The organism is Paraburkholderia sp. GAS206C (assembly GCF_050435645.1).
In the GTDB taxonomy this organism is placed as follows: Bacteria; Pseudomonadota; Gammaproteobacteria; order Burkholderiales; family Burkholderiaceae; genus Paraburkholderia; species Paraburkholderia phenazinium_B.
Genome location: NZ_JBNDKR010000004.1, coordinates 198,162 through 217,975 on the forward strand (window position 1 = coordinate 198,162; position 19,814 = coordinate 217,975).

A 19,814-nucleotide genomic window follows, 5' to 3' on the forward strand; every position below is an offset into this window, starting at 1 on the left:
TTCAACCCGCCTCACTGATGCTCGTGACATAAGCGACATAAGCGGTTTTTCTTCGAAGCTGCGCCGTGATTTGCAAACGCGTATTTGTCGTTTGTCGACGCCCGCGACGCTGACTAGCATCGAGGCTCCACAGTCAGATCAGAGGAGTGTTGCCATGTCCGAGCGTGCCTCGTTCAAGCCGCGGGTCATCGAGCCCGTGGCTATCAATCAGCCCGATGGACTTGGTCTGGCAGTCGAATTGTGGCTGGCGCATCCGGTTGACGGGATCGCTGGTCGTGCCGTTCAGATTCATCTGCGGGGCGATGCGCGCATGGCGCAGGCCGAAGCGTTGCGCGATCTGCTTCATCAATTGGGAACGAACATCGTCGTAGCGTAATGAACAGGGCGCTGAGCGCCGCGCCCCTCGCCCCTCGCCTCACCTTCATCCTGCCTCGCCGTCCCTCGCTCCGCCTTGTCTGGCGGGCTGCACGGGATTATCGGCCGATTCAAAACAGTCATTTCGAGCTATCGATACAAAGATTCGATAGTCGGGGTATACACTGCCTCCATCGACGTTGCAGACACAGCTCACCGCCCCGGTCGCGACGCCATCCTGAACTGAAATTAAAACGTTAATGGAGTCCCATCATGAAGACCAAGATCATTGCTGCTCTGCTGGTTGCTGCTTCCGCTACCCTCGCTGCCCCCGCGTTTGCGAGCGGCTACGGCCCGGCACCGTTCTACCGTCCGACTGTTGGCGCACCTGCTTCGCAACAAGGCCAAAGCGCGCAAACCGTTGCAGCTGAACGTGCCAACGCGAATGACAACAGCTCGTACGGCGGCGTCGCTGAACAAACTTCGCAATCGGGTTCGCGTGAACCGTCGACCGGCGCACGTTCGGTGTTCTTCAGCCATCACTAAGATGGCCGTACCGGTTTAAAGAACGTGCTACAGGCAGTCCATAAATAAATTTCGGAGGTAACACATCATGAAGTCCCTTATTCAAGCTGTTGCTATCGCTGCTGTTCTCGCTACCCCGGTGGCATCGTTTGCGCAATCGAACAGCCAGCCCGTGACGCGAGCACAAGTGCGTGCGGAACTGGTGCAGATCGAGCAGGCAGGCTATTCGCCGGCCCGTGGCCGCGACCCGTACTATCCGGAAGACGTCCAGGCAGCTGAAGCAAAGGTCGCCGCTCAAAATGGTACGGCGCAGGCTGAAACGACGAGTTATGGTCCGAGCGCAAGCGGTACGTCGCAGTCGGGTCAACGCGCTGAGCTAACGGTTAGCCCGTACTCGCCGCCGGTCTACGTTGCGCATTAATCGGGCGGTTGCATGAGATAGAGCCGGGTTGCACCGGCTCACGAATATGAAACAGGCCAGCGTTTGGCGTCCATGTGGGCCTGTTTGCAAAATCATTTCCCCGGACTCCTCCGCTGCCAAATGTCTGGTAGCTTGGCCCAGTGCTTGCGCTGGGCTTTTTTCATGTTCCAGCGCGATCCCGCAAGAATGAGCACGGATGACGCAGAGCTCGCACTATTCGGACCCCGGTTGCGGGACGCGAACTGCCAGAGTTGAAAAGATGTTGGCCAGATCCAGGTAATTCAGCCGGCCCTCGGCGACGTCAACCATGATCTCTTCGAGAGCGGGCGTCCGTTCAACTGAGAACCCTTCTAGAAACAGGTAAACCAGCGCAGACACGAGCGCTGTCCGCTTATTGGCATCGGAGAATGTATGCCCCCTCGCGATCGCTTCGGCGTACAGACCCGCAATCTCGAAAATGTCGTGAAGGCCCTCGTAATGTCGCCGAGATTCTATCCGGCCGAGCGCGCCTTCCAACGCGCCACGATTAGATCCGTGGATACCTGGTTCGTTGCCCAGGATGTAGTCGTGAATCAGCCCAACCAACTCCGGGTCGAGCGTCATCGATTGGCGAGCGCCTGAATCACCTCACGGTGCTGCTCGTATACCTTTTCAACGGCGAGCAATACCGCTTTGCGGCCTTCCACAGTATCCGTCGTTACCGTCACTGTCGGTTCTTGCGTCCGTGCTCGTGCTTTCACTTCGACACCATGGATATTCCCAGTCTTGCCTTTCGGGGTCATGTGGGTTCTCCATTCGATTTGGTTTTGTAAAAAATCTTCGTTCAGGTTTAGCGCTAATTTTACACGCAAGTTTGGGGATTTCCGCAGATCTACAAGCCCCCTTGTTTCGAGACCGCCGAAGTCGGCCAATACACCTCATGCCAGGCGAATCTCTTCCCCAGAGGGTGCGCTAACGCGTTAGGTGCTGCCGGCAGCATGCGCCAATAAAAAGCCAGCCCGAAGGCTGGCTTTTGAACAACGCTCGCATCGGCGAAGCGTCCGCGACAATCAGAGCCTGACTGCCGGCGGCACATACCGGCACTCATAGCGTTTCCTCACCGTACCGTTTTCGTCGACGCTTTCCAGATACACGTCGAACTGCCACAGCCGCGCCATATGCTTGAGCACCTCATCACTGTCGCCAGACAGATGCCGGTTGTCGCTCATGAAATGCCGCAACGTGAGACTGCGGTCGCCGCGTGTATTGACCGACCAGACCTGAATATTCGGCTCGCGGTGATGCATATCGTACTGTCGCGACAGCGCCTGGCGCACATACTGATAGCCGCTGTCATCGTGGATCGCCGAAACTTCCAGCGCGTCGCGCATATCGTCGTCCAGCACAGAGAAGAGCCGCATTTCGCGGATCAGATGCGGTGACAGATACTGCGCCACGAAGCTCTCGTCCTTGAAGTTACGCATCGCGTAGTGCAGCGCCGGCAGCCAGGGGCTTCCGGCCAGTTCCGGGAACCAGCGCCGATCCTCTTCGGTCGGGTTTTCGCAGATGCGGCGAATATCGCTCATCATCGAAAAGCCCAGCGCATACGGATTAATGCCGCTGTAATACGGCTTCGTGACCGGCGGCTGATAGACGACGTTGCTGTGCGAATGGAGGAACTCCATCATGAAGCCGTCTTCCAGCTTGCCCTGGTTGTACAGCGTGTTGAGCAGCGTGTAATGCCAGAACGTCGCCCAGCCTTCGTTCATTACCTGCGTCTGGCGCTGCGGATAGAAATACTGGCCGATCTTGCGCACGATGCGAATGACCTCGCGCTCCCACGGCTCGAGTAACGGTGCATTTTTCTCCGCGAAATACAGCAGATTTTCCTGCGGCTCGGGCGGATAGCGGTCGTCGGTTTCCTCCGGCTCCGGCGTCTGCCTGTTCGGCAGCGTGCGCCACAGCTCGTTTACCTGCGACTGCAGATACGCTTCGCGTTCGCGCCGCGCCGCCGATTCCTTCTGCAACGACAGCTTTTGCGGCCTCTTATACCGGTCCACGCCGTAATTTTGCAGCGCATGGCAGGAGTCGAGCAGTTCCTCCACCCGGTCCATGCCGAACCGCTCCTCGCATTCCGCAATGTAATTCTTCGCGTAAACGAGGTAATCGATGATCGCGTGCGCATCTGTCCACAGCTTGAACAGATAGTTGCCCTTGAAGAACGAGTTATGTCCGTAGGCCGCGTGCGCGATGACGAGAGCCTGCATCGTCATCGTGTTCTCTTCCATCAGATACGCGATGCAGGGGTTTGAATTGATGACGATTTCGTAAGCCAGCCCCATCTGTCCGCGACGGTAGCTTTTTTCGGTGGACAAGAAGTGTTTGCCGAACGACCAGTGCCGGTAGTTCACCGGCATGCCGACGGACGCGTACGCATCCATCATCTGTTCAGCGCTGATGAGTTCGAGCTGGATCGGGTACACGTCCAGCTCATATTGCTCTGCAACACGGGCAATATGGGTGTCGTATTCCTCGATCAGTTCGAAGGTCCAGTCGGACGGGCACGGCAGAGGCCGTCTATCGGCTACGTTCATACGGACTTCCCTTTGCCCCTCTGAGGGCGTTCCGGTGTGTCCCCGTGCAGTTACAGCGTTGTCCAGACCCGCTCCCGCATCAGCAGCCTGCGTTTCGGCCACTGTGGCATCGGCATGCCCGGACTTCTGCTTCGGCACGCCTTTTTTGCGCGCCGGCGGATCGCCGGGCGCCTCATTCCGCAGATGTTTGGTGCTCATGAAGACGCCACCTGCTTTTCAAACAACTCCCGGAAAACAGGGTAGATGTCGGCGGCCGTTTCGACCTTCTTCATCGCCATATGCGGCTGCGACAGCGCGAGTTGCGCATATTCGAGCCACAGGTTCTGCTCTTCGGGCGTTACCTGAATATACGCAAAATAGCGCACCTTCTCGAGAATGTCATCTGAAAGGATCTTACGACACTTGGGCGAATCGTCGGTCCAGTTGTCGCCGTCGGACGCCTGCGCGCCGTAAATGTTCCATTCAGTAGGCGAATAACGCTCCTCCTGGACCTTCTTCATCAGCTCGAGCGCGCTCGATACCACCGTGCCGCCGCTTTCCGTCGAGTGGAAGAACGTATCTTCATCGACCTCTTCGGCACGCGTGTGGTGGCGAATGAACACCACTTCGATGCGTTCGTAATTGCGCTTGAGAAACAGGTACAGCAGGATGAAGAAGCGCTTCGCAAGATCCTTGCGTTGCTCGTCCATTGAACCGGACACATCCATCAGGCAGAACATCACGGCCTGACTCGACGGTTGCGGCTGCTTCACGCGGTTCACGTAACGCAGATCGAACGGGTCGATAAAGGGGATGCGCCAGATGCGTCCACGCAGATGATGGATTTCCTCTTCGAGCGCCTTGATGTCGTCGCGGCGATCTTCGGGGTCAGCCTTCATCTCTTCGAGTTGCCGCTCCATCTCGTGCAACTCATTGACGAGCGGTGCGCCCAGCGCGATGCGCCGGCCGAGCGCGCTGCGCAGCGAACGGACCACGTCGATGTTGTTAGGCGTGCCTTCCGCCGCCCAGCCTGCGCGAATGCTCTTCCAGGTAGGGACCGCCAGCAGATGGGTCTTGACGAGACGCGGCAGTTCGAGATCGTCGAAGAAGTACTGCATGAATTCTTCGCGGCTCAGTTCGAACACGAAGTCGTCCTGACCATCGCCTTCGTTGCTGGCCTGATTGCCGCCGCCACCGCCGCCACCACCCTGGGGACGTGGAATCTTGTCGCCGCGGATATAGTCGGCGTTACCTGGATGCACCATTTCACGCTTGCCGCCGGGGCCATGCCGGAACGACGGTTCGGCAATGTCCTTGCGTGGAATCGTGATGCTCTGGGTGTTCTGGATATCCTTGATACTGCGGTCGCGCACCGCTTCCGAGACGGCACGACGGATATAGCCTTTGACGCGACGCAAGAAGCGCTCGCGGTTTGCAATACTCTTGTTCTTGCCAGCTAACCTGCGGTCGATGATTTGATGAAGCACATCCGGTCTCCCGCTATTTCATTTCGGGTGCGCGAGACGCACGTTGCGTAGCAACGTTATGTCCATGCAACCTGCGCCTCGCAAGGTGCCCGCGCAGTCTCCCTGCGCGGGCGGCACGTGCCAAGTTTCATGAGCAGATCACGATGACTTGCGCACGCGCAGATACCAGTCACACAACAGCCGCACCTGCTTGGGCGTATAGCCCTTTGCGACCATCCGGTTGACGAAGTCTTCGTGCTTGCGCTGTTCCTCTGCCGACCCTTTTGCATTGAACGAAATCACCGGCAACAGTTCCTCCGTATTCGAGAACATCTTCTTCTCGATCACGACGCGCAGCTTCTCATAGCTGATCCACGCCGGATTCTTGCCTGCGTTCGCAGCACGCGCGCGCAGCACGAAGTTGACGATCTCGTTGCGGAAGTCCTTCGGATTGCTAATCCCTGCAGGCTTCTCGATCTTCTCCAGTTCCGCATTCAGCGAGGCACGGTCGAAACTCTCGCCGGTGTCGTGATCGCGGAACTCCTGGTCCTGGATCCAGAAGTCCGCATAAGTCACATAGCGATCGAAAATGTTCTGCCCGTACTCCGAATACGATTCCAGATAAGCGGTCTGAATCTCCTTGCCGATGAACTCTGCGTAGCGCGAGGCCAGTACGTCCTTGATGAAGGACAGGTACTTCTGCTCGGTTTCCGGTGGGAACTGCTCGCGCTCGATCTGCTGTTCGAGCACATACATCAGATGCACCGGATTCGCTGCGACTTCAGTGGTGTCGAAGTTGAACACGCGCGAAAGAATCTTGAACGCGAAGCGCGTCGACACACCCGTCATGCCTTCGTCCACGCCGGCGAAGTCGCGATACTCCTGGTACGACTTGGCCTTCGGATCGGTGTCCTTCAGATTCTCGCCGTCGTAGACCTGCATCTTCGAGAAGAGGCTGGAATTCTCCGGCTCGTGCAGGCGCGTCAATACCGACATCTGCGCCATCATCTTCAGGGTGCCGGGCGCGCACACCGCGCTCGAGAGCGACGAGTTGCGGATCAGCTTCTCGTAGATCTTGATCTCTTCGCCATAGCGCAAGCAATACGGTACCTTTACGACGAAAATCCGGTCGAGCAAGGCCTCATTGTTGCGGTTATTGCGGAACGCCTTCCATTCCGACTCGTTCGAGTGAGCAAGGATCACACCGTCGAACGGGATGGCGCCGAAACCTTCCGTGCCCTTGAAGTTGCCTTCCTGGGTGGCAGTCAGCAACGGGTGCAAGACCTTGATTGGCGCCTTGAACATTTCCACGAATTCGAGCAGGCCCTGATTCGCGAGGCACAGGCCACCGGAGTAGCTGTACGCATCGGCGTCGTCCTGGGCGTATTGCTCGAGCTTGCGGATGTCGACCTTACCCACCAGCGACGAAATATCCTGATTGTTTTCGTCACCCGGCTCGGTCTTGGCGATACCGATCTGCCGCAGGATCGAGGGGTAACGGCGCACGACGCGGAACTTGCGGATGTCGCCGTTATATTCATGCAGCCGTTTGACCGCCCATGGGCTGAGAATGCTCTTTAGATAGCGGCGTGGAATACCGTATTGCTCTTCAAGGATCGGACCGTCTTCGTCGTAGTCGAACAGACCTAGCGGCGACTCGTTGACAGGCGAGCCCTTGATTGCATAGAACGGCACACGCTCCATGAGTTGTTTCAGACGTTCCGCGATCGACGACTTGCCGCCGCCAACCGGGCCAAGCAAATAAAGAATCTGCTTCTTTTCTTCGAGCCCCTGGGCCGAGTGCCGGAAGTACGCAACCACCTGCTCGATCACGTCTTCCATTCCGTAGAACTCACGGAATGCGGGGTATACCTTGATGACCTTGTTCGCGAAGATACGCGACGTGCGCGGATCGTTGCGAGTGTCGATCTGTTCGGGTTCTCCGATTGCCGTCAACATGCGTTCGCCAGCTGTAGCGTACGCGGCGGGATTGTCTTTGCAGAGCGCGAGATACTCCTCGAGCGAGAGCTCATCTTCTCGCGTTTTCTCGAAGCGGGTCGCGAAACTGCTGTAGATATCCATGCTACCTCCTCGCCAAAGTCTAGACCGATGTCGTGCGCGGCGCGCTAATCGGAAACGACATCGCTCGAATTCATCCTAAACCCTTTTAAATTTTTTTTCACGGACTACGTGATGAAAATCGTGCCGTGTTGCCCTACCTACAATCCTCACTTGGAAACGCAGATTCGGTCACCTACAATCTTCGACCACGCTTCGGTCACCGCATCGACCACTGCTTCCGCCACACCCACCAGGATTGCAGACATCTCCACTGCCATGTTGCGCATTGCGTCCTGCACTTCGTCACTACATCTGCGTTACACCGCCAACACACCAGCGCAACACTAAAGCATCGAACCTGCTGCAGTCTACGCGTACAAATTTCATCGTGATGCATGTGTGAAACTTTGCATCTGTCTGCGTTCCTGCTGCCGTTGCGCTACCCGCTATCTGGTCACTTTTCCCCACAACGCGCCGTGCAGCGTTTCCGTGCACATGATTCATGCTGTGTTACATAGTTTGCCTCGCCAATGTGCCGCACGGATTGCTGTTACATGCAGCGCGTCAACCATTCGTCACCGCGGTACGGTTTTCGTTCACAACGAATTGCACCTGTGTGTGCAGCCCTCGACAACCATATGCAATATCCACATCGGCTACATGGTCGGCCGCTGACATAACTGGATGTCGGCGGCGCGTGTTGCCACGTGCATAGGTGTATACGGGGATGGGGAGTGCCTGGATGCGCCCTGGGGTGGCGCCGGCACGGCACGGAATGTGACAGGATCGGCCGCGAGGTGGCCAATGAACGATGCGATACGCGTCAGGTCAGCTCGATCTCGACCTCGCCGAGCCCGTCCAGGTGGCCATGCACGAGGCCGGCACGCTCGACGCGATGGGCGCCGACATAGGAGCCGGTCGTAATGGTCCATTCCGGTTCGATCGTGACGCCCGTAGCGGCGCAATGGTTGACGAACCACACCAGCAATTCGCGCGGATCGCCGACCGGATTGCCGGACGCTTCCGGCACCAGCGACTTGCCGTCGAAGGTCAGTTCCAGCTCGGGCGAGACGAAATCGAAGGTGCGCGCGAAGCCCGGATACGCCACGGGATGTCCTGTCACGAGCGCGCCATTGTTTTGCCCATCGGCCAGTTGCGCGAGCGGGGCAATATCCGGCCACTCGCTAAAGCGGCTATCGACGATTTCGATGGCCGGCAGCACTGCGCCGACCCGCGCAAGCACCTCGTCGCGCGCGTAGGCCTCGCGGCGCGGCGCGATGGACTCGCTGAAGCGAAAAGCGATCTCCAGTTCCAGTAACACGCGGAAAAAACCACTGTGGGCGATGCGGGCGGGCGACTCGAGCACGAGCGAAGCGGGAATCGGAGCACCCGACGCCGCTCCGCCCGGTGCCTTCGCCCCGATTTTCCAGGCGCCGGTGGATTGCCCCAGGCCGGCGATCACGGCCTGCTGGATCGCATAGGCTGTGGCCGCGTCAGGCGGCAGGCTGTCCGGCGGCGGGGCATCGATCAGGCGGTGCTGCCTGCGCGCCTGAACGAGGCGTTGCGCGAGGTCGTGTGGCGTCATGTCGGTCCTTTCTGGCTGGCGCATTGAATGGAATAGGCAGTCGCGCCCGTCAATGTACCGGAACACAAGTCGAACCGGGTCGCTTAGTACGCTGACAATGAAAAAAGAGCACGGTTGCGCACACAACCGTGCTCTTACTGTCCATTTGCTGGGCCTTTGCCCCTTAGAACGTTTCCCAGTCCTTGTCGCTACCGGCTGCTGCAGCCAGCGCAGGCGCTCTGGCTGCCGCCGGTGCTCGCGCTGCCGCCGGGGTTGAGGTAACCGCAGGCGCGGGTGCCGCCAGGGCCACGGCAGCCTTCGGGGAGCTCGAGGCCATCGCCGGGGCCGGCGCAGCCACGGACGCACGTGCCCGGCCGCCTGCAACCGCCTTCCGGACCGCCACCGGCTTCGGCACGGCCCGGCGCGAGGCCGGCTGGACTGCTGGCGCCTTGAAACCGCTCTCTTCAACCTGGAACACAGCGACGGCCGTACGCAGCTTGCCGGCCTGATCTTCGAGCGATTGAGCCGCCGCAGCCGCCTCCTCCACCAGCGCCGCGTTTTGCTGCGTCACTTCGTCCATTTGCGTGACGGCACGCGCAACCTGCTCGATACCGCTGCTCTGCTCTTCGGAAGCGGCCGCAATTTCGCCCATGATGTCCGTGACGCGCTGCACCGCGCCAATGATCTCGGTCATCGTGCGGCCGGCCTGATCGACCAGCGCCGAGCCCGAACGCACGCGCTCCACGGAGTTGTCGATCAGTTCCTTGATTTCCTTCGCGGCCGCCGACGAGCGCTGCGCCAGATTGCGCACCTCGCCCGCCACCACCGCAAAGCCACGCCCCTGCTCGCCGGCGCGGGCGGCCTCGACCGCGGCGTTGAGCGCCAGAATGTTGGTCTGGAAGGCAATGCCCTCGATGATGGAAATAATGTCGGCGATCTTGTTCGAGCTCTGGTTGATGTCGCCCATCGTCCCGACCACCTGCCCGACCACCGCACTGCCCTTATTGGCGATCTCCGAGGCGTTCGCTGCCAGCGAACTCGCCTGGCGGGCGTTATCGGCGTTCTGCTTCACCGTGCTGGTGAGCTGATCCATGCTCGATGCGGTTTCCTGCAGCGCCGAGGCCTGTTCCTCCGTGCGCGAGGACAGATCGAGGTTGCCCGCGGCGATCTGGCGCGTGGCCGTCGCGATCGACTCGCTGCCGCCGCGCACCGAGCGGACCGTCTCGGTAAGGCTGCGCTGCATCCGCGCGACGCCTTCGAGCAGTTGCCCCATTTCATCGCGCGACGCCACGACCACCGGACGGCGCAGGTCGCCTGCAGCGATCGCGTCAAAATGACCGAGTGCCTCGGCAAGCGGGCGGCCGATCGCACGGCTCAACGTCAGATACGAAAATAGCGCCGCCAGCAGACCGGCGATCACCGCGCCGATGCTGACGATGCGAAACATGACAAAGGTGCTCTGGGCGGCGTCGAAGCCTTGCTGGGCCTGGGTGAACTGCAGCTTGCGCAGGGCGTCGTCGGCGACGGCAAGCTGGTTGTATTTGACTTGCAGGTCCTTCGCGCCGGCCACGACCTTCGACTGGTCGGTCCCCGCCACGATCGCGGCAAACGCGTCCATTGACTGATGCAGCGTTTCGCGCTTCGCCGAGACTTCCTGCGCCTCGCGGTCTTCTTCCGCACCGCGCGGCAGATCGGAATATTTCTTCCACCAGGCGTCGGACGTGGTGCGCATCTCCCGCGCCCGCGCTATCGTGGCCGCCACTTCTGGCGTTCCGAACAGGAAGGCGGCCCGGTCGAGCGCCAGCCGTTCGCGCGCCGCATAAAGTTCGGCGTTGCCGATATCGACTGCGCTCGGCATCTGGTTAGCGAAAGTCTCGTGATCGGCGTCGTTGGCGCGGCTCATGCCTGTCAGACCAAGGACGCCGATGATCACCAGCAATGCGGCCAGAAATGCCATCGTCAGGCCGATACGCGCCTTGATGGTGATGCCCTTGTTCAACATGCCTGTTCCCTGTGACGTAACGAAGATGAGGGGGCGTCGGCGGCACCATGTATTCCGCCTTCGCCTGTCCGGCGCCTTCTGGAAACGGCGCTCTACTCTCCGTTTACGGCACCTGGGCCCCAGACTTAAAATATTTATATGGTCTGAAGAATTTGGCGAGCGGGATTTGTATGAATTACAAAATGTCAGAGACGGCCGACAGTGCAGCCTGAATCATCAGGCCGTCACACCGTCACGTCCCGCACCGGCGCCAGCGCCTTCCCAGGCCGCGGTCGATTCGCGCAAGATCAGCCGCGGCGCCAACACCCTCCGGCGCGCCGGAGAATCCTCGGCACCGGCCGCAGTGCCAGTAATGCGCTCGATCAGCGTTTGCGCCGCCATTTCGCCGAGCGCGCGCACGGACTGTCCCACCGTCGAGAGCGCGGGATAGGTGAAGCGGCCCAGCTCGATATCGTCGAAGCCGATGATCGAGCAATCGTGCGGCACGTTGATGCCGCGCTCCGCGGCGGCGCGCAAGGCGCCGATGCCCATCATGTCGTTGCCGGCGAAAATCGCGGTCGGCTGCACCGTGTCGAACAACTGGCTCGACGCGCGATAGCCGCCGGTGCCCGAAAAATCGCTTTCGACAATCGCGCCCGGCGCGATGTCGATGCCGCGTTCGGCCATCGCGCGGATGAAACCGTGCACGCGCATTGCGCTGACAGCCGTGGCAACCGGGCCGGTGATGCAACCGATCTTCACATGCCCGAGTTCGAGCAGATGGCGCGTCGCCAGATAGGCGCCCTTTTCGTGGTCGATCTGCACCAGGTCCGCGGTGAGGCCCTCGATATTGCGGTCCACCACCACCAGCGGCTCGCGCGCATCGGCGAGCGCCTGCGCGAGCACAGCGTCGTCGCCGGCCGAGGCCACGATCAGTCCATCGATACGTTTTTCCTGCAGCACCCGCAAATAGTTACGCTGCTTGGCGGGATCGTCGTCCGAGTTGCAGAAGAACACGCAGTAGCCGTTGCGCGAACAACCGTCTTCGATGCCGCGCGCCAGTTCCGCGAAGTAGGGATTCGTGCTGTTGGGCACCACCAGACCGATCGTCGCAGTGGCGCGCGCCTTCAGTGACCGGGCGACTGCCGAGGGCACATAGTGGAGTTGCCGGATCGCATGTTCGACTTTTGCGCGCACATCGGCCGACACGGGACGCGAGTTGTTCACGACGTGTGAAACCGTCGTGAACGACACGCCTGCCACGGCCGCTACATCCTTGATGGTCGCCATAACCTGTTGCTCTCCTGCCTGTTTTTCCCGCCGGCCGTGCGACCTGCACCGCGCCGGGCGTTTGCCTCAATAACCGATCAACCTGCCGCGCTCACCACCCTAGGCACGCTTGCGCCGGCTCCGATACGTATCCAGCACAACCGCCACGACGATCACCGCGCCGGTGATGATGCGTTTGGTCGGCTCGTTCGCGCCGATCTGCGCAAGCCCCGCCGCCAGCACCGAGATGATCAACACACCGAAGAATGTGCTGATCACCGAACCCCGGCCACCCATCAGGCTCGTACCGCCAATCACAACTGCGGCGATCACCTGCAGCTCGATGCCGTCGCCCGCATTCGGATCGGCGGCTTCGAGCCGGGAAATCTGGAACAGCGCCGCGAGTCCCGACAACGCGCCCATCAGCGCAAACACGATCACCTTGTAAGGGCGCGGATTGACGCCCGCCAGCCTGACTGCTTCCTCATTCGTACCGATGCCCACCAGATAGCGACCGAACACCGTGCGCGTAAGCACCAGATGCGCGATCACCATCACCGCCACCGCAATCAGGAAGGCCGGCGAAATGCCGAACGCGATCGGATTGGACAGCACGTCGAAGGCGTCGCCGATATAGGCGGTGCGCGAGTTCGTCATCTGGTAAGCAACACCGCGTGCCGCTTCGAGCACACCCAGCGAAACGATGAACGACGGAATCCGCCAGCCCACGGTTATTGCACCCGTCAACGTACCGGTCAGCGCCGCGGCTGCCACGCCGAGCAAGGCTGCCGGCAACGGCGGCCAGTGCCATTTCAGCGCCACCACGCTCACTACCGAGGCGCCCAGCGCCAGCACCGAGCCGACCGACAGGTCGATGCCGGCGATGATCAGCACGAACGTCATGCCGACCGCCATCACCACCAGGTCCGGAATCTGGTTGGCGATCGTGCTGAACGTGTCGTACGTCAGAAAGTGCGAACTGAGCACCGAAAACAGCACGATCATCGCCAGCAAGGCGCCCGCCAGCCCCAGGTAATTCGAAAAGCCGAGACGCGTGCCCGCCGGCTTGCCGCTCGCGAGCGGGGCGGACCCGTCGGTCGCGGAAGGCTTTGCCGACGTGCCTGACGCGCCGCCCTGGTTGCCGCCCGGAGGTGCCGGTCGATTCGTCATGACACACTCCCTGCTGCCTTGCCGCGCGTGAGCCCGTCCACTTTGAGCAACGGCGCGCCGATCTTGCGCACGCCCAGAGCTTCGGCTTCAGTGCGCTTCGCGGACGCATACGGCGTGCCGGCGAGGCGCATCGAGCCCGTGGCCGGCAGCACGAGGCCGCCGATGATCGTCGACGACGTGCTCTTACCTGCGCCGTTTTCGCCCGTAAGCGCCAATGCCTCGCCGGCGTGCAGTGTGAGTGCAACATTGGCGAGTACGGGCTCGGCGTAGGTCTTGCCGGTTCCCGTCACAGACAGTACGGCGGGCAGTGCATCGTGGGCAGTCAATTCCATCGCGATCCTGGTTCCGGGGTTGCCTGACGGGACTTCAGACGACAACAGCCGGCTGGAGCCCGCGTTGGGCAACCACGTGTCATGCCGGCTCAAGGCAGGTACTGCGCTGGACTGGCCAACGTTCCCCGACCCGCCGCGACCGCCGACATGACGCTTATCTCTGGAATAACGGCGGCGGCGCGGCTTTCTTGAGCGTTTATTGAATTGATGTAAACCAGCGTCCGAACTGTCCGGCGGACTCGCGCCGAGCCGCGGCGCACTGTCCGCTGAGCCGCTCCTGCTGACGGCTTACTTCGTCACCAGATCGACCGGCGTCTCAACCACCCCGGACAATTCGGATTGCTTCTTGTGCTCGCTCAAGGCCTTGAGCGCGGTGTCGATGCCGAACACGGCCTGCTTGGCCGCGTACTGATCGGCGGTGGCAAGCACACGGCCGTCCTTCAACATTGGCCTGATGGCATCGATATCGTCGTAGCCGACCACGTACACCTTGCCCTGCTTGCCGGCCGCGCGCACGGCCGAGACCGCGCCGATCGCCATGTTGTCGTTACCGCACAGCAGTGCCTTGATGTTCGGATACTCATTGAGCATGGCCGACGCCACCGCGTTGCCCTTGTCGATTTCCCACTCGCCAGACTGCACCGAGTCGATCTTCGCGCCCACCTTCTGCATCGCCGCCTTGAAGCCCGCTGTGCGTTGCTGCGCGTTGGTGGTGGTCGAAACGCCTTCGACGATGCCCACTTCATCTCCAGACTTCAGCTTCTGCGCCAGATAGTCGCCGACCTTCTGCGCGCCCTTGGCGTTGTCGGGACCGACGAACGGCACATTCAGATCCTTCGACTTGAGCACGTCCGGGTCGAGCCGGTTGTCGATATTCACCACGATGATGCCCGCGTCTACCGCTTTCTTGACCACCGGCACCAGCGCCTTCGAATCGGCCGGCGCCAGCACGATCGCATCGACCTTCGACACGATCATCTGCTCGACGATCTGGATCTGTGCTGTCGTATCCGTTTCGTTCTTGATCCCGTTGGTGATCAGATCGAATTCGCCAGGATTGTGCTTCTGATAGTCTTTCGCGCCGTTTTCCATGGTGAGGAAGAACTCATTGGCGAGCGATTTCATGACGAGCGCCACTTTGGGCTTCCTGGCAGCCTGCGCATGAGCAGACGAAAAAGGCAGCGCAACGGAAGCGGTCAGAACGACAGCGGCCGCCAGGACGCGGCGGCGAATGCGTTGATTCATGCAAATCTCCAGGATTTATGGGCTCGCGACGAGCCGCGTTTTTAGCTACACGCAAACGTTTGCGAGGCTCATTTTCAGCGGGGTTGCCGTATGGTGTCAACGGATTGCGGTATTGCGCCGCAAAGTTGTGCCGTCGTTGTCGCAATGACTAAAACTAAACATCCGCCGCGCATCGCATCCGGGGAGGTCTTCAGAGTCTGGTTTCGCATGAGTTTCCCGCTCAGTCCACGCGTGCTGGTGACCCATCGCCCACATTCTGTGGGCGGTGGGTCGTCTATGCTGGACTGATATTGCATGCGATGCAAGCGTTAGCGGCACGCTCCGGCACACCGCTCGACGTTAAAGCCAGCCAGCCTTGCGGAAGCGCCACCACAGGAACATGTCGACGGTGAACATCACGGCGATGCAGATTGGATAACCGTACTTGTAATGCAACTCCGGGATGCTCTGGAAGTTCATGCCGTAAATGCCGGCAATCATCGTGGGCACCGCGAACAGGGCGGCAAAGGAGCCGAGACGCTTGGTGATCTCGCTCTCTGCGAGCGAGATCATGCCGAGATTCACCTGGATCGCGGTCACGACCATCTCGCGGCGCCCGTCGACGATCCGCACGGTCCGCTCGAGATGGTCGTAGATGTCGCGAAAGTACGCCTCCATTCCCGAGCATATCTGTGGAACGCGGCCGCCGGCCAGTTTGCTGATGGCTTCCTGCAACGGCGCCACATGATGCTGCAGACTCACGAGACGGCGTTTGAGCGAATACAGATCCGCGATGATCGCGCGCGATGCGGCGACGTCGTTCTTTTCGAAGATCCGGTCTTCGACCTCTTCGATTTCGGCGCCGAGTTCCTCGAGAATCGGGAAATAGCGGTCGACAATATCGTCGGCCAGCGCGTACAGCACGAAACCGGAGCCTTCCCGGAGCAGTTCCGGTTCGCGCTCGCAACGCGCGCGGACGTCGCTAAAACCGAAGCGGGTCCGGTTGCGCACCGAGAGCACGTAATTCGATCCCACGAATACATCGACCTCGCCGATCAACAGTTCGTGGTCGTCATCCATCTCCACCGTATGCATGACGGCGAAGAGCGACTCGCCGTACTCCTCGATTTTCGGCCGCTGATGACCCAGCAAGGCATCCTCGATTGCGAGATCGTGCAGACCGAACTCCTCTTTCATCACGGCAAGTTCGTCGGGGGAGGCGTCTTTGAGGGCAACCCAGACGAAGCATTCGGGCCGCGCGACATAGTCGCTGATGTCTTCAATCGGAATATCGGCGAGCTTGCGGCCATCCTGGTAGGCCGCGCAATTGATCAGCATGATGTCGATTACCTTGGGAACAGCGGCAGGCTGCGGCGCCGACGCGGCGCTTCACAAGGAAAGTGGCAAACCTGCGCGACTGAATGGGTGATTGGCAGCCGCCATGTTAGCCGTTTTGGCGCTCACGCATGTAAGCGAGTTGTCACCGCAGCGTGGAGCTATCGTAGGGTCACTGGTAGGGTTATTGCGCGACCCGGCGAAGCCCGATGCGGTGGTCGGCGTCGAAGGTGACCGAGGCGCGGTTGGTGTAGCGGGTATCCGCGGTCACGATGAAGCGCAGTTCGACGACCGGATCGAACTGGGTCGACACGGCAATCTTGTGGACGCCGGGGCTCAGATAGAAGACGACATGCTCGCCGTTCAGCAGGTCGGTGACCTGCTCGCCGTCCACGTAGACGAGAGCATCGCGAAAGCGCACGACGAGGTCGCGCGAGCGCTCGCGCCGTACGTCGACTGCGACAAGACCCTGGGTGGCCTCGGTGTAGCCAGATTTGACGATGCGGGATGCGGGGACCGGTTTGAAGGCCACGGGCTCGGCGGGTTCGGAGGCGCATGCGGCGAGCAAGGTCACAAGCATCAGGGCAAGACCTGCGGCTCGCCAGGTGACCAGCGGGTGCTTTGACATGATGCGTCTCCCCTTTTTTTGTCGCTGTGGCGTGTGGTGAATGCCGTTGTTTCCTCATCATAACAACGTGCCGCCATTCCGCCAGCCTGGCCGAACGGCCGATCTCGCGCCCTCTTGCGCGCCATCCGCTTCTTGTTCATGATCGTGCCATACGGGTGATTTATCGCCACACGAACCCCACGCGTCCGGGATCTCGATCAAGGAGACTTCAATGTGGTATTTCAGCTGGATTCTCGGTATCGGCGTGGCGCTGGGCTTTGGGATCATCAACGTAATGTGGCTCGAAGCCAACGGCACGTTCAGCCGCGACGCAGTGCCAGGCGACCCGCTTGCCGCGCCCGCTGACACCTCGACCACGGACAAGCGTTAGTGGCGTATCTGGTTTTCATCTGCGGACATGCGGGCACCGGCAAGACGACACTTGCCAGACGCCTGATCGCACCGTTGATGCGCGCGGCTGGCAGCGCCTTCTGCCTGCTGGACAAAGACACGCTATACGGCGTCTATAGTTCTGCCGCAATGAGCCTGCTCACCCAGGACCCCAACGACCGCGACAGCCCCCTCTTCCTGCAACATTTGCGCGACCCGGAATACCGCGGATTGATCGACACCGCGCGGGACAATCTCGAACTCGGCATCAACGCACTCGTCATCGCTCCGCTGTCACGCGAAATTCGCGAGCGCAAACTGTTCGATCGCGCCTGGCTCGGAGTTGGGGAGGATGTCGAGATTCGCGTGGTCTGGGTGCACACGGAGGAAGAGACCGCGCGTCAGCGAATCCTCGAGCGCGGCGATCCGAACGATGCCTACAAACTCGCGCATTGGGACGAATACCGGCAACGCCGTTTCATCCCGAGTGGCGAGAGTTGCGTAGGCCTGCTCATGTTTGATGCTACTGCGCCGGGCGTAGCGGATTACGACGCGCTGATCGAACGGATTCTGCGCGGATAGCACCGCACGTCACCTCATTCAAGCGCAGATGGAACTAATGAAAAAGGAAAGCGCCCCCAGGTGAACTGGGGGCGCCCTCACCGGCCTTCTGTGCGGCCTTTGCATCCTGAGCTTGCTATCTACTGCCTCTACTGCTCACGGCCCTCGGATGGCCTATGACCTTTCGCCTCAAACCGTCGCCGTTGCGTCGAGCGACTGCCCTTCGTACAGTTGACCAAAGCGGTTAGACAGGAAGTCGCGCAGCGACACCTGCTCCTGACGCACAAACCCGCTTTGCGGCAGCTTCTTTTCGCGGAACAGATCAAGCACTGCGCACATCGCGCCCGCCGTGGTGATCTGGATCGCGCTCATCGGCACGCCGCAAACCGTCTTCGCGAAGATCTTGCGGGTGAACACTTCTTCGACCAGTTGACCATTGCGCATGCCTGTCACCGTGATGAAGACCAGCACGACGTCTTGTGCCGTCGACGGCACCGAACGGCGCATGATCGACTTCAGCGTGTCGCGGTCGCTTGCGAGGCGCAGGTCTTCGAGCAGGAACTTCATCAGTTCGCGGTGCCCCGGATAGCGGACCGACTTGTAGTCGAGCATTTCCACGCGGCCGGCCAGCGTTTCGCACAACGTACCGAGACCGCCGGACGTATTGAAGGCTTCGTATTCGGTGCCGTCGAGCGAGAAGTGCTCGAGGCCTTCGAGCGGCTGCACCCATTGCGTGCGGCTGTCGCGGATCGCTTCGCACGGCTGGCAGTACTCGTTGATCAGACCGTCCACGCTCCACGTCAGGTTGTACTTCAACGCATTGGTCGGGAATTCCGGCAGCGCACCGACGCGCATCTTGACGTCGCGAATTTCCGTGAAGCGGTTCGCCAGTTCATGCGCGGCGATGCCGATAAAACCAGGGGCGAGGCCGCATTGCGGCATGAAAGCGTGGTCGGACTCGTCGGCGATCGCGCGGATCGCGGTGGTGGCGCGCACGTCTTCGGTCAGATCGAAGTAATGGACGCCGGCACCCTTGGCGGCCGTGGCAACGTTTACGGCGAGGTAGTACGGCAGTGCGTTGATCAGCGCGTCGAAGCCTTGCACGGCGGCGCGCAGCGCTGCGGCGTCGGCCGAATCGACACGGCGGGTCGGGATACCCTGCTCGGCGAGCTTGTCGAGCGCCTGCTGATCGCGGTCGAACGCGACGACTTCGTAGTCGCCGGTTTCACGCAGCATATGGGCAATGGTGTGGCCGATCAAACCCGCGCCAACGATGGCAACTTTCATGCGCTTCTCCTTGTTCTGTGTATGCTGTTACCAGCTTCGAAAGTGCGCCGCGCCTGGCGTTGCGCCCGGCGGGCTGAACCCTTGCGACACAGTTTAGGGAGAAGCAAAAACAGTTTATAGACTCAAAGTGCTGCGCTATGACCAGCTATTTCGACGAATTGACGATTGAATACGTCAAATTGACCAGAATACGTAAAAACGGTGTAAACGCGCCGCCCTGACTCACCCGCCAATCATCCCGCGATCGATCTTGCGCGCCAGAATAATCGACGTCGTCGTGCGCTCCACACCTTCGAGCGCGCCGATCTGATCGAGCAGATCGTTGAGCCTGTCCGGCGAATCCGCGCGCAGCCACGCCACATAGTCGAACTCGCCGCTCACCGCGCACAGCAGCTGCACCTCCGGCATCTTGCCGAGGCGTTTCTGCACATCCGGCCCGTGCCTCGGCGCGATGATGATGCCCACATACGCGTAAATGCTCGCGTCGAGTACATCCTGGCCAAGCCGCACGCTATAGCCCGCAATCACGTTGGTGCGTTCGAGCCGCGCAATCCGCGCGATCACGGTGGTGCGCGCCACGCCGAGCTGGCGCGCGAGGTCCGCGACGCTTTCGCGTGCGTTGGCCTGCAGCAGCGCAACGAGGTTACGGTCGAGGTCGTCGAGTTGGTCGAGGCGCGGAGGTCTCATCGATGGCAGTCTTGTTTAAAAGCGTTGA

19 protein-coding genes and 1 pseudogene are annotated in these 19,814 nt (G+C 60.6%); 5 read left to right on the forward strand and 15 right to left on the reverse strand.

Features of this window, described 5'->3' with window-relative positions; genetic code table 11:
* The first annotated feature begins 154 nt into the window (after positions 1-154).
* The 3 genes from P3T20_RS13040 (at position 155) to P3T20_RS13050 (ending at position 1,300) form a co-directional block, all read left to right on the forward strand.
* Positions 155-376: a hypothetical protein gene (locus P3T20_RS13040; RefSeq protein ID WP_074264431.1), complete on the forward strand. Its 222-nt coding sequence runs from the start codon at positions 155-157 to the stop codon at positions 374-376.
* 251 nt (positions 377-627) lie between these two features.
* Positions 628-900, forward strand: a complete 273-nt coding sequence (locus P3T20_RS13045) for a hypothetical protein (protein WP_429287046.1) — start codon at positions 628-630, stop codon at positions 898-900.
* Between the two features lie 67 nt (positions 901-967).
* The gene (locus tag P3T20_RS13050; RefSeq protein ID WP_429287047.1) at positions 968-1,300 is read left to right on the forward strand and encodes a DUF4148 domain-containing protein; all 333 of its coding nucleotides are present in this window, start codon (positions 968-970) and stop codon (positions 1,298-1,300) included.
* A 213-nt stretch (positions 1,301-1,513) separates the two neighbouring features.
* On the opposite strand, the gene P3T20_RS13055 is transcribed toward P3T20_RS13050, so the two are convergent.
* The 13 genes and pseudogenes from P3T20_RS13055 to P3T20_RS13115 all read right to left on the reverse strand — a co-directional run bounded on the left by P3T20_RS13055 (position 1,514) and on the right by P3T20_RS13115 (position 16,882).
* Positions 1,514-1,903, reverse strand: a complete 390-nt coding sequence (locus P3T20_RS13055; protein ID WP_074264428.1) for a type II toxin-antitoxin system death-on-curing family toxin — start codon at positions 1,901-1,903, stop codon at positions 1,514-1,516.
* The gene (locus P3T20_RS13060) at positions 1,900-2,211 is read right to left on the reverse strand and encodes a hypothetical protein (protein WP_143787502.1); all 312 of its coding nucleotides are present in this window, start codon (positions 2,209-2,211) and stop codon (positions 1,900-1,902) included. The genes P3T20_RS13055 and P3T20_RS13060 overlap by 4 nt, the downstream gene beginning before the upstream one ends.
* A gap of 138 nt (positions 2,212-2,349) precedes the next feature.
* Entirely contained in the window at positions 2,350-4,071 is a 1,722-nt protein-coding gene (locus P3T20_RS13065) for a SpoVR family protein (protein WP_074264426.1), read from the reverse strand.
* The gene (locus P3T20_RS13070; protein WP_074264425.1) at positions 4,068-5,339 is read right to left on the reverse strand and encodes a YeaH/YhbH family protein; all 1,272 of its coding nucleotides are present in this window, start codon (positions 5,337-5,339) and stop codon (positions 4,068-4,070) included. Before P3T20_RS13070 ends, P3T20_RS13065 begins: the two co-directional genes overlap by 4 nt.
* Positions 5,340-5,477: 138 nt before the next feature.
* On the reverse strand, positions 5,478-7,400 hold the full coding sequence (locus P3T20_RS13075; RefSeq protein WP_074264424.1) for a PrkA family serine protein kinase: 1,923 nt from the start codon (positions 7,398-7,400) through the stop codon (positions 5,478-5,480).
* Positions 7,401-8,202: 802 nt separating this feature from the next.
* Positions 8,203-8,964, reverse strand: coding sequence for a 2-keto-4-pentenoate hydratase (locus P3T20_RS13080; RefSeq protein WP_074264423.1), 762 nt, complete (start codon positions 8,962-8,964; stop codon positions 8,203-8,205).
* 163 nt (positions 8,965-9,127) lie between these two features.
* A complete protein-coding gene (locus P3T20_RS13085) occupies positions 9,128-10,945 on the reverse strand; it encodes a methyl-accepting chemotaxis protein (RefSeq protein ID WP_429287048.1) in 1,818 nt (605 codons plus the stop codon).
* 216 nt (positions 10,946-11,161) lie between these two features.
* Entirely contained in the window at positions 11,162-12,214 is a 1,053-nt protein-coding gene (locus tag P3T20_RS13090) for a LacI family DNA-binding transcriptional regulator (protein WP_074264422.1), read from the reverse strand.
* Positions 12,215-12,313: 99 nt separating this feature from the next.
* Positions 12,314-13,363: an ABC transporter permease gene (locus P3T20_RS13095; protein WP_429287049.1), complete on the reverse strand. Its 1,050-nt coding sequence runs from the start codon at positions 13,361-13,363 to the stop codon at positions 12,314-12,316.
* A gap of 59 nt (positions 13,364-13,422) precedes the next feature.
* A pseudogene (locus P3T20_RS13100) lies at positions 13,423-13,695 on the reverse strand (ATP-binding cassette domain-containing protein); the annotation flags it as partial.
* 288 nt (positions 13,696-13,983) lie between these two features.
* Positions 13,984-14,940, reverse strand: a complete 957-nt coding sequence (locus tag P3T20_RS13105) for a sugar ABC transporter substrate-binding protein (protein ID WP_429287050.1) — start codon at positions 14,938-14,940, stop codon at positions 13,984-13,986.
* A gap of 339 nt (positions 14,941-15,279) precedes the next feature.
* Positions 15,280-16,257 carry a magnesium/cobalt transporter CorA gene (gene corA / locus P3T20_RS13110; RefSeq protein WP_074264419.1) on the reverse strand — a complete coding sequence of 326 codons (978 nt, stop codon included), beginning with the start codon at positions 16,255-16,257 and terminating at the stop codon, positions 15,280-15,282.
* A gap of 181 nt (positions 16,258-16,438) precedes the next feature.
* Positions 16,439-16,882: a hypothetical protein gene (locus P3T20_RS13115; RefSeq protein WP_429287051.1), complete on the reverse strand. Its 444-nt coding sequence runs from the start codon at positions 16,880-16,882 to the stop codon at positions 16,439-16,441.
* 211 nt (positions 16,883-17,093) lie between these two features.
* Between P3T20_RS13115 and cydX the strand changes: the two genes are divergently transcribed.
* Positions 17,094-17,252 (forward strand): cytochrome bd-I oxidase subunit CydX, encoded by a 159-nt coding sequence (cydX, locus tag P3T20_RS13120; RefSeq protein ID WP_133891719.1) that lies wholly within the window; start codon positions 17,094-17,096, stop codon positions 17,250-17,252.
* A complete protein-coding gene (locus P3T20_RS13125) occupies positions 17,252-17,833 on the forward strand; it encodes an AAA family ATPase (RefSeq protein ID WP_429287052.1) in 582 nt (193 codons plus the stop codon). Before cydX ends, P3T20_RS13125 begins: the two co-directional genes overlap by 1 nt.
* 168 nt (positions 17,834-18,001) lie before the next feature.
* On the opposite strand, the gene P3T20_RS13130 is transcribed toward P3T20_RS13125, so the two are convergent.
* A complete protein-coding gene (locus tag P3T20_RS13130; RefSeq protein ID WP_074264415.1) occupies positions 18,002-19,099 on the reverse strand; it encodes a saccharopine dehydrogenase family protein in 1,098 nt (365 codons plus the stop codon).
* A gap of 222 nt (positions 19,100-19,321) precedes the next feature.
* The gene (locus tag P3T20_RS13135; protein ID WP_074264414.1) at positions 19,322-19,786 is read right to left on the reverse strand and encodes an Lrp/AsnC family transcriptional regulator; all 465 of its coding nucleotides are present in this window, start codon (positions 19,784-19,786) and stop codon (positions 19,322-19,324) included.
* Between the last annotated feature and the right edge of the window lie 28 nt (positions 19,787-19,814).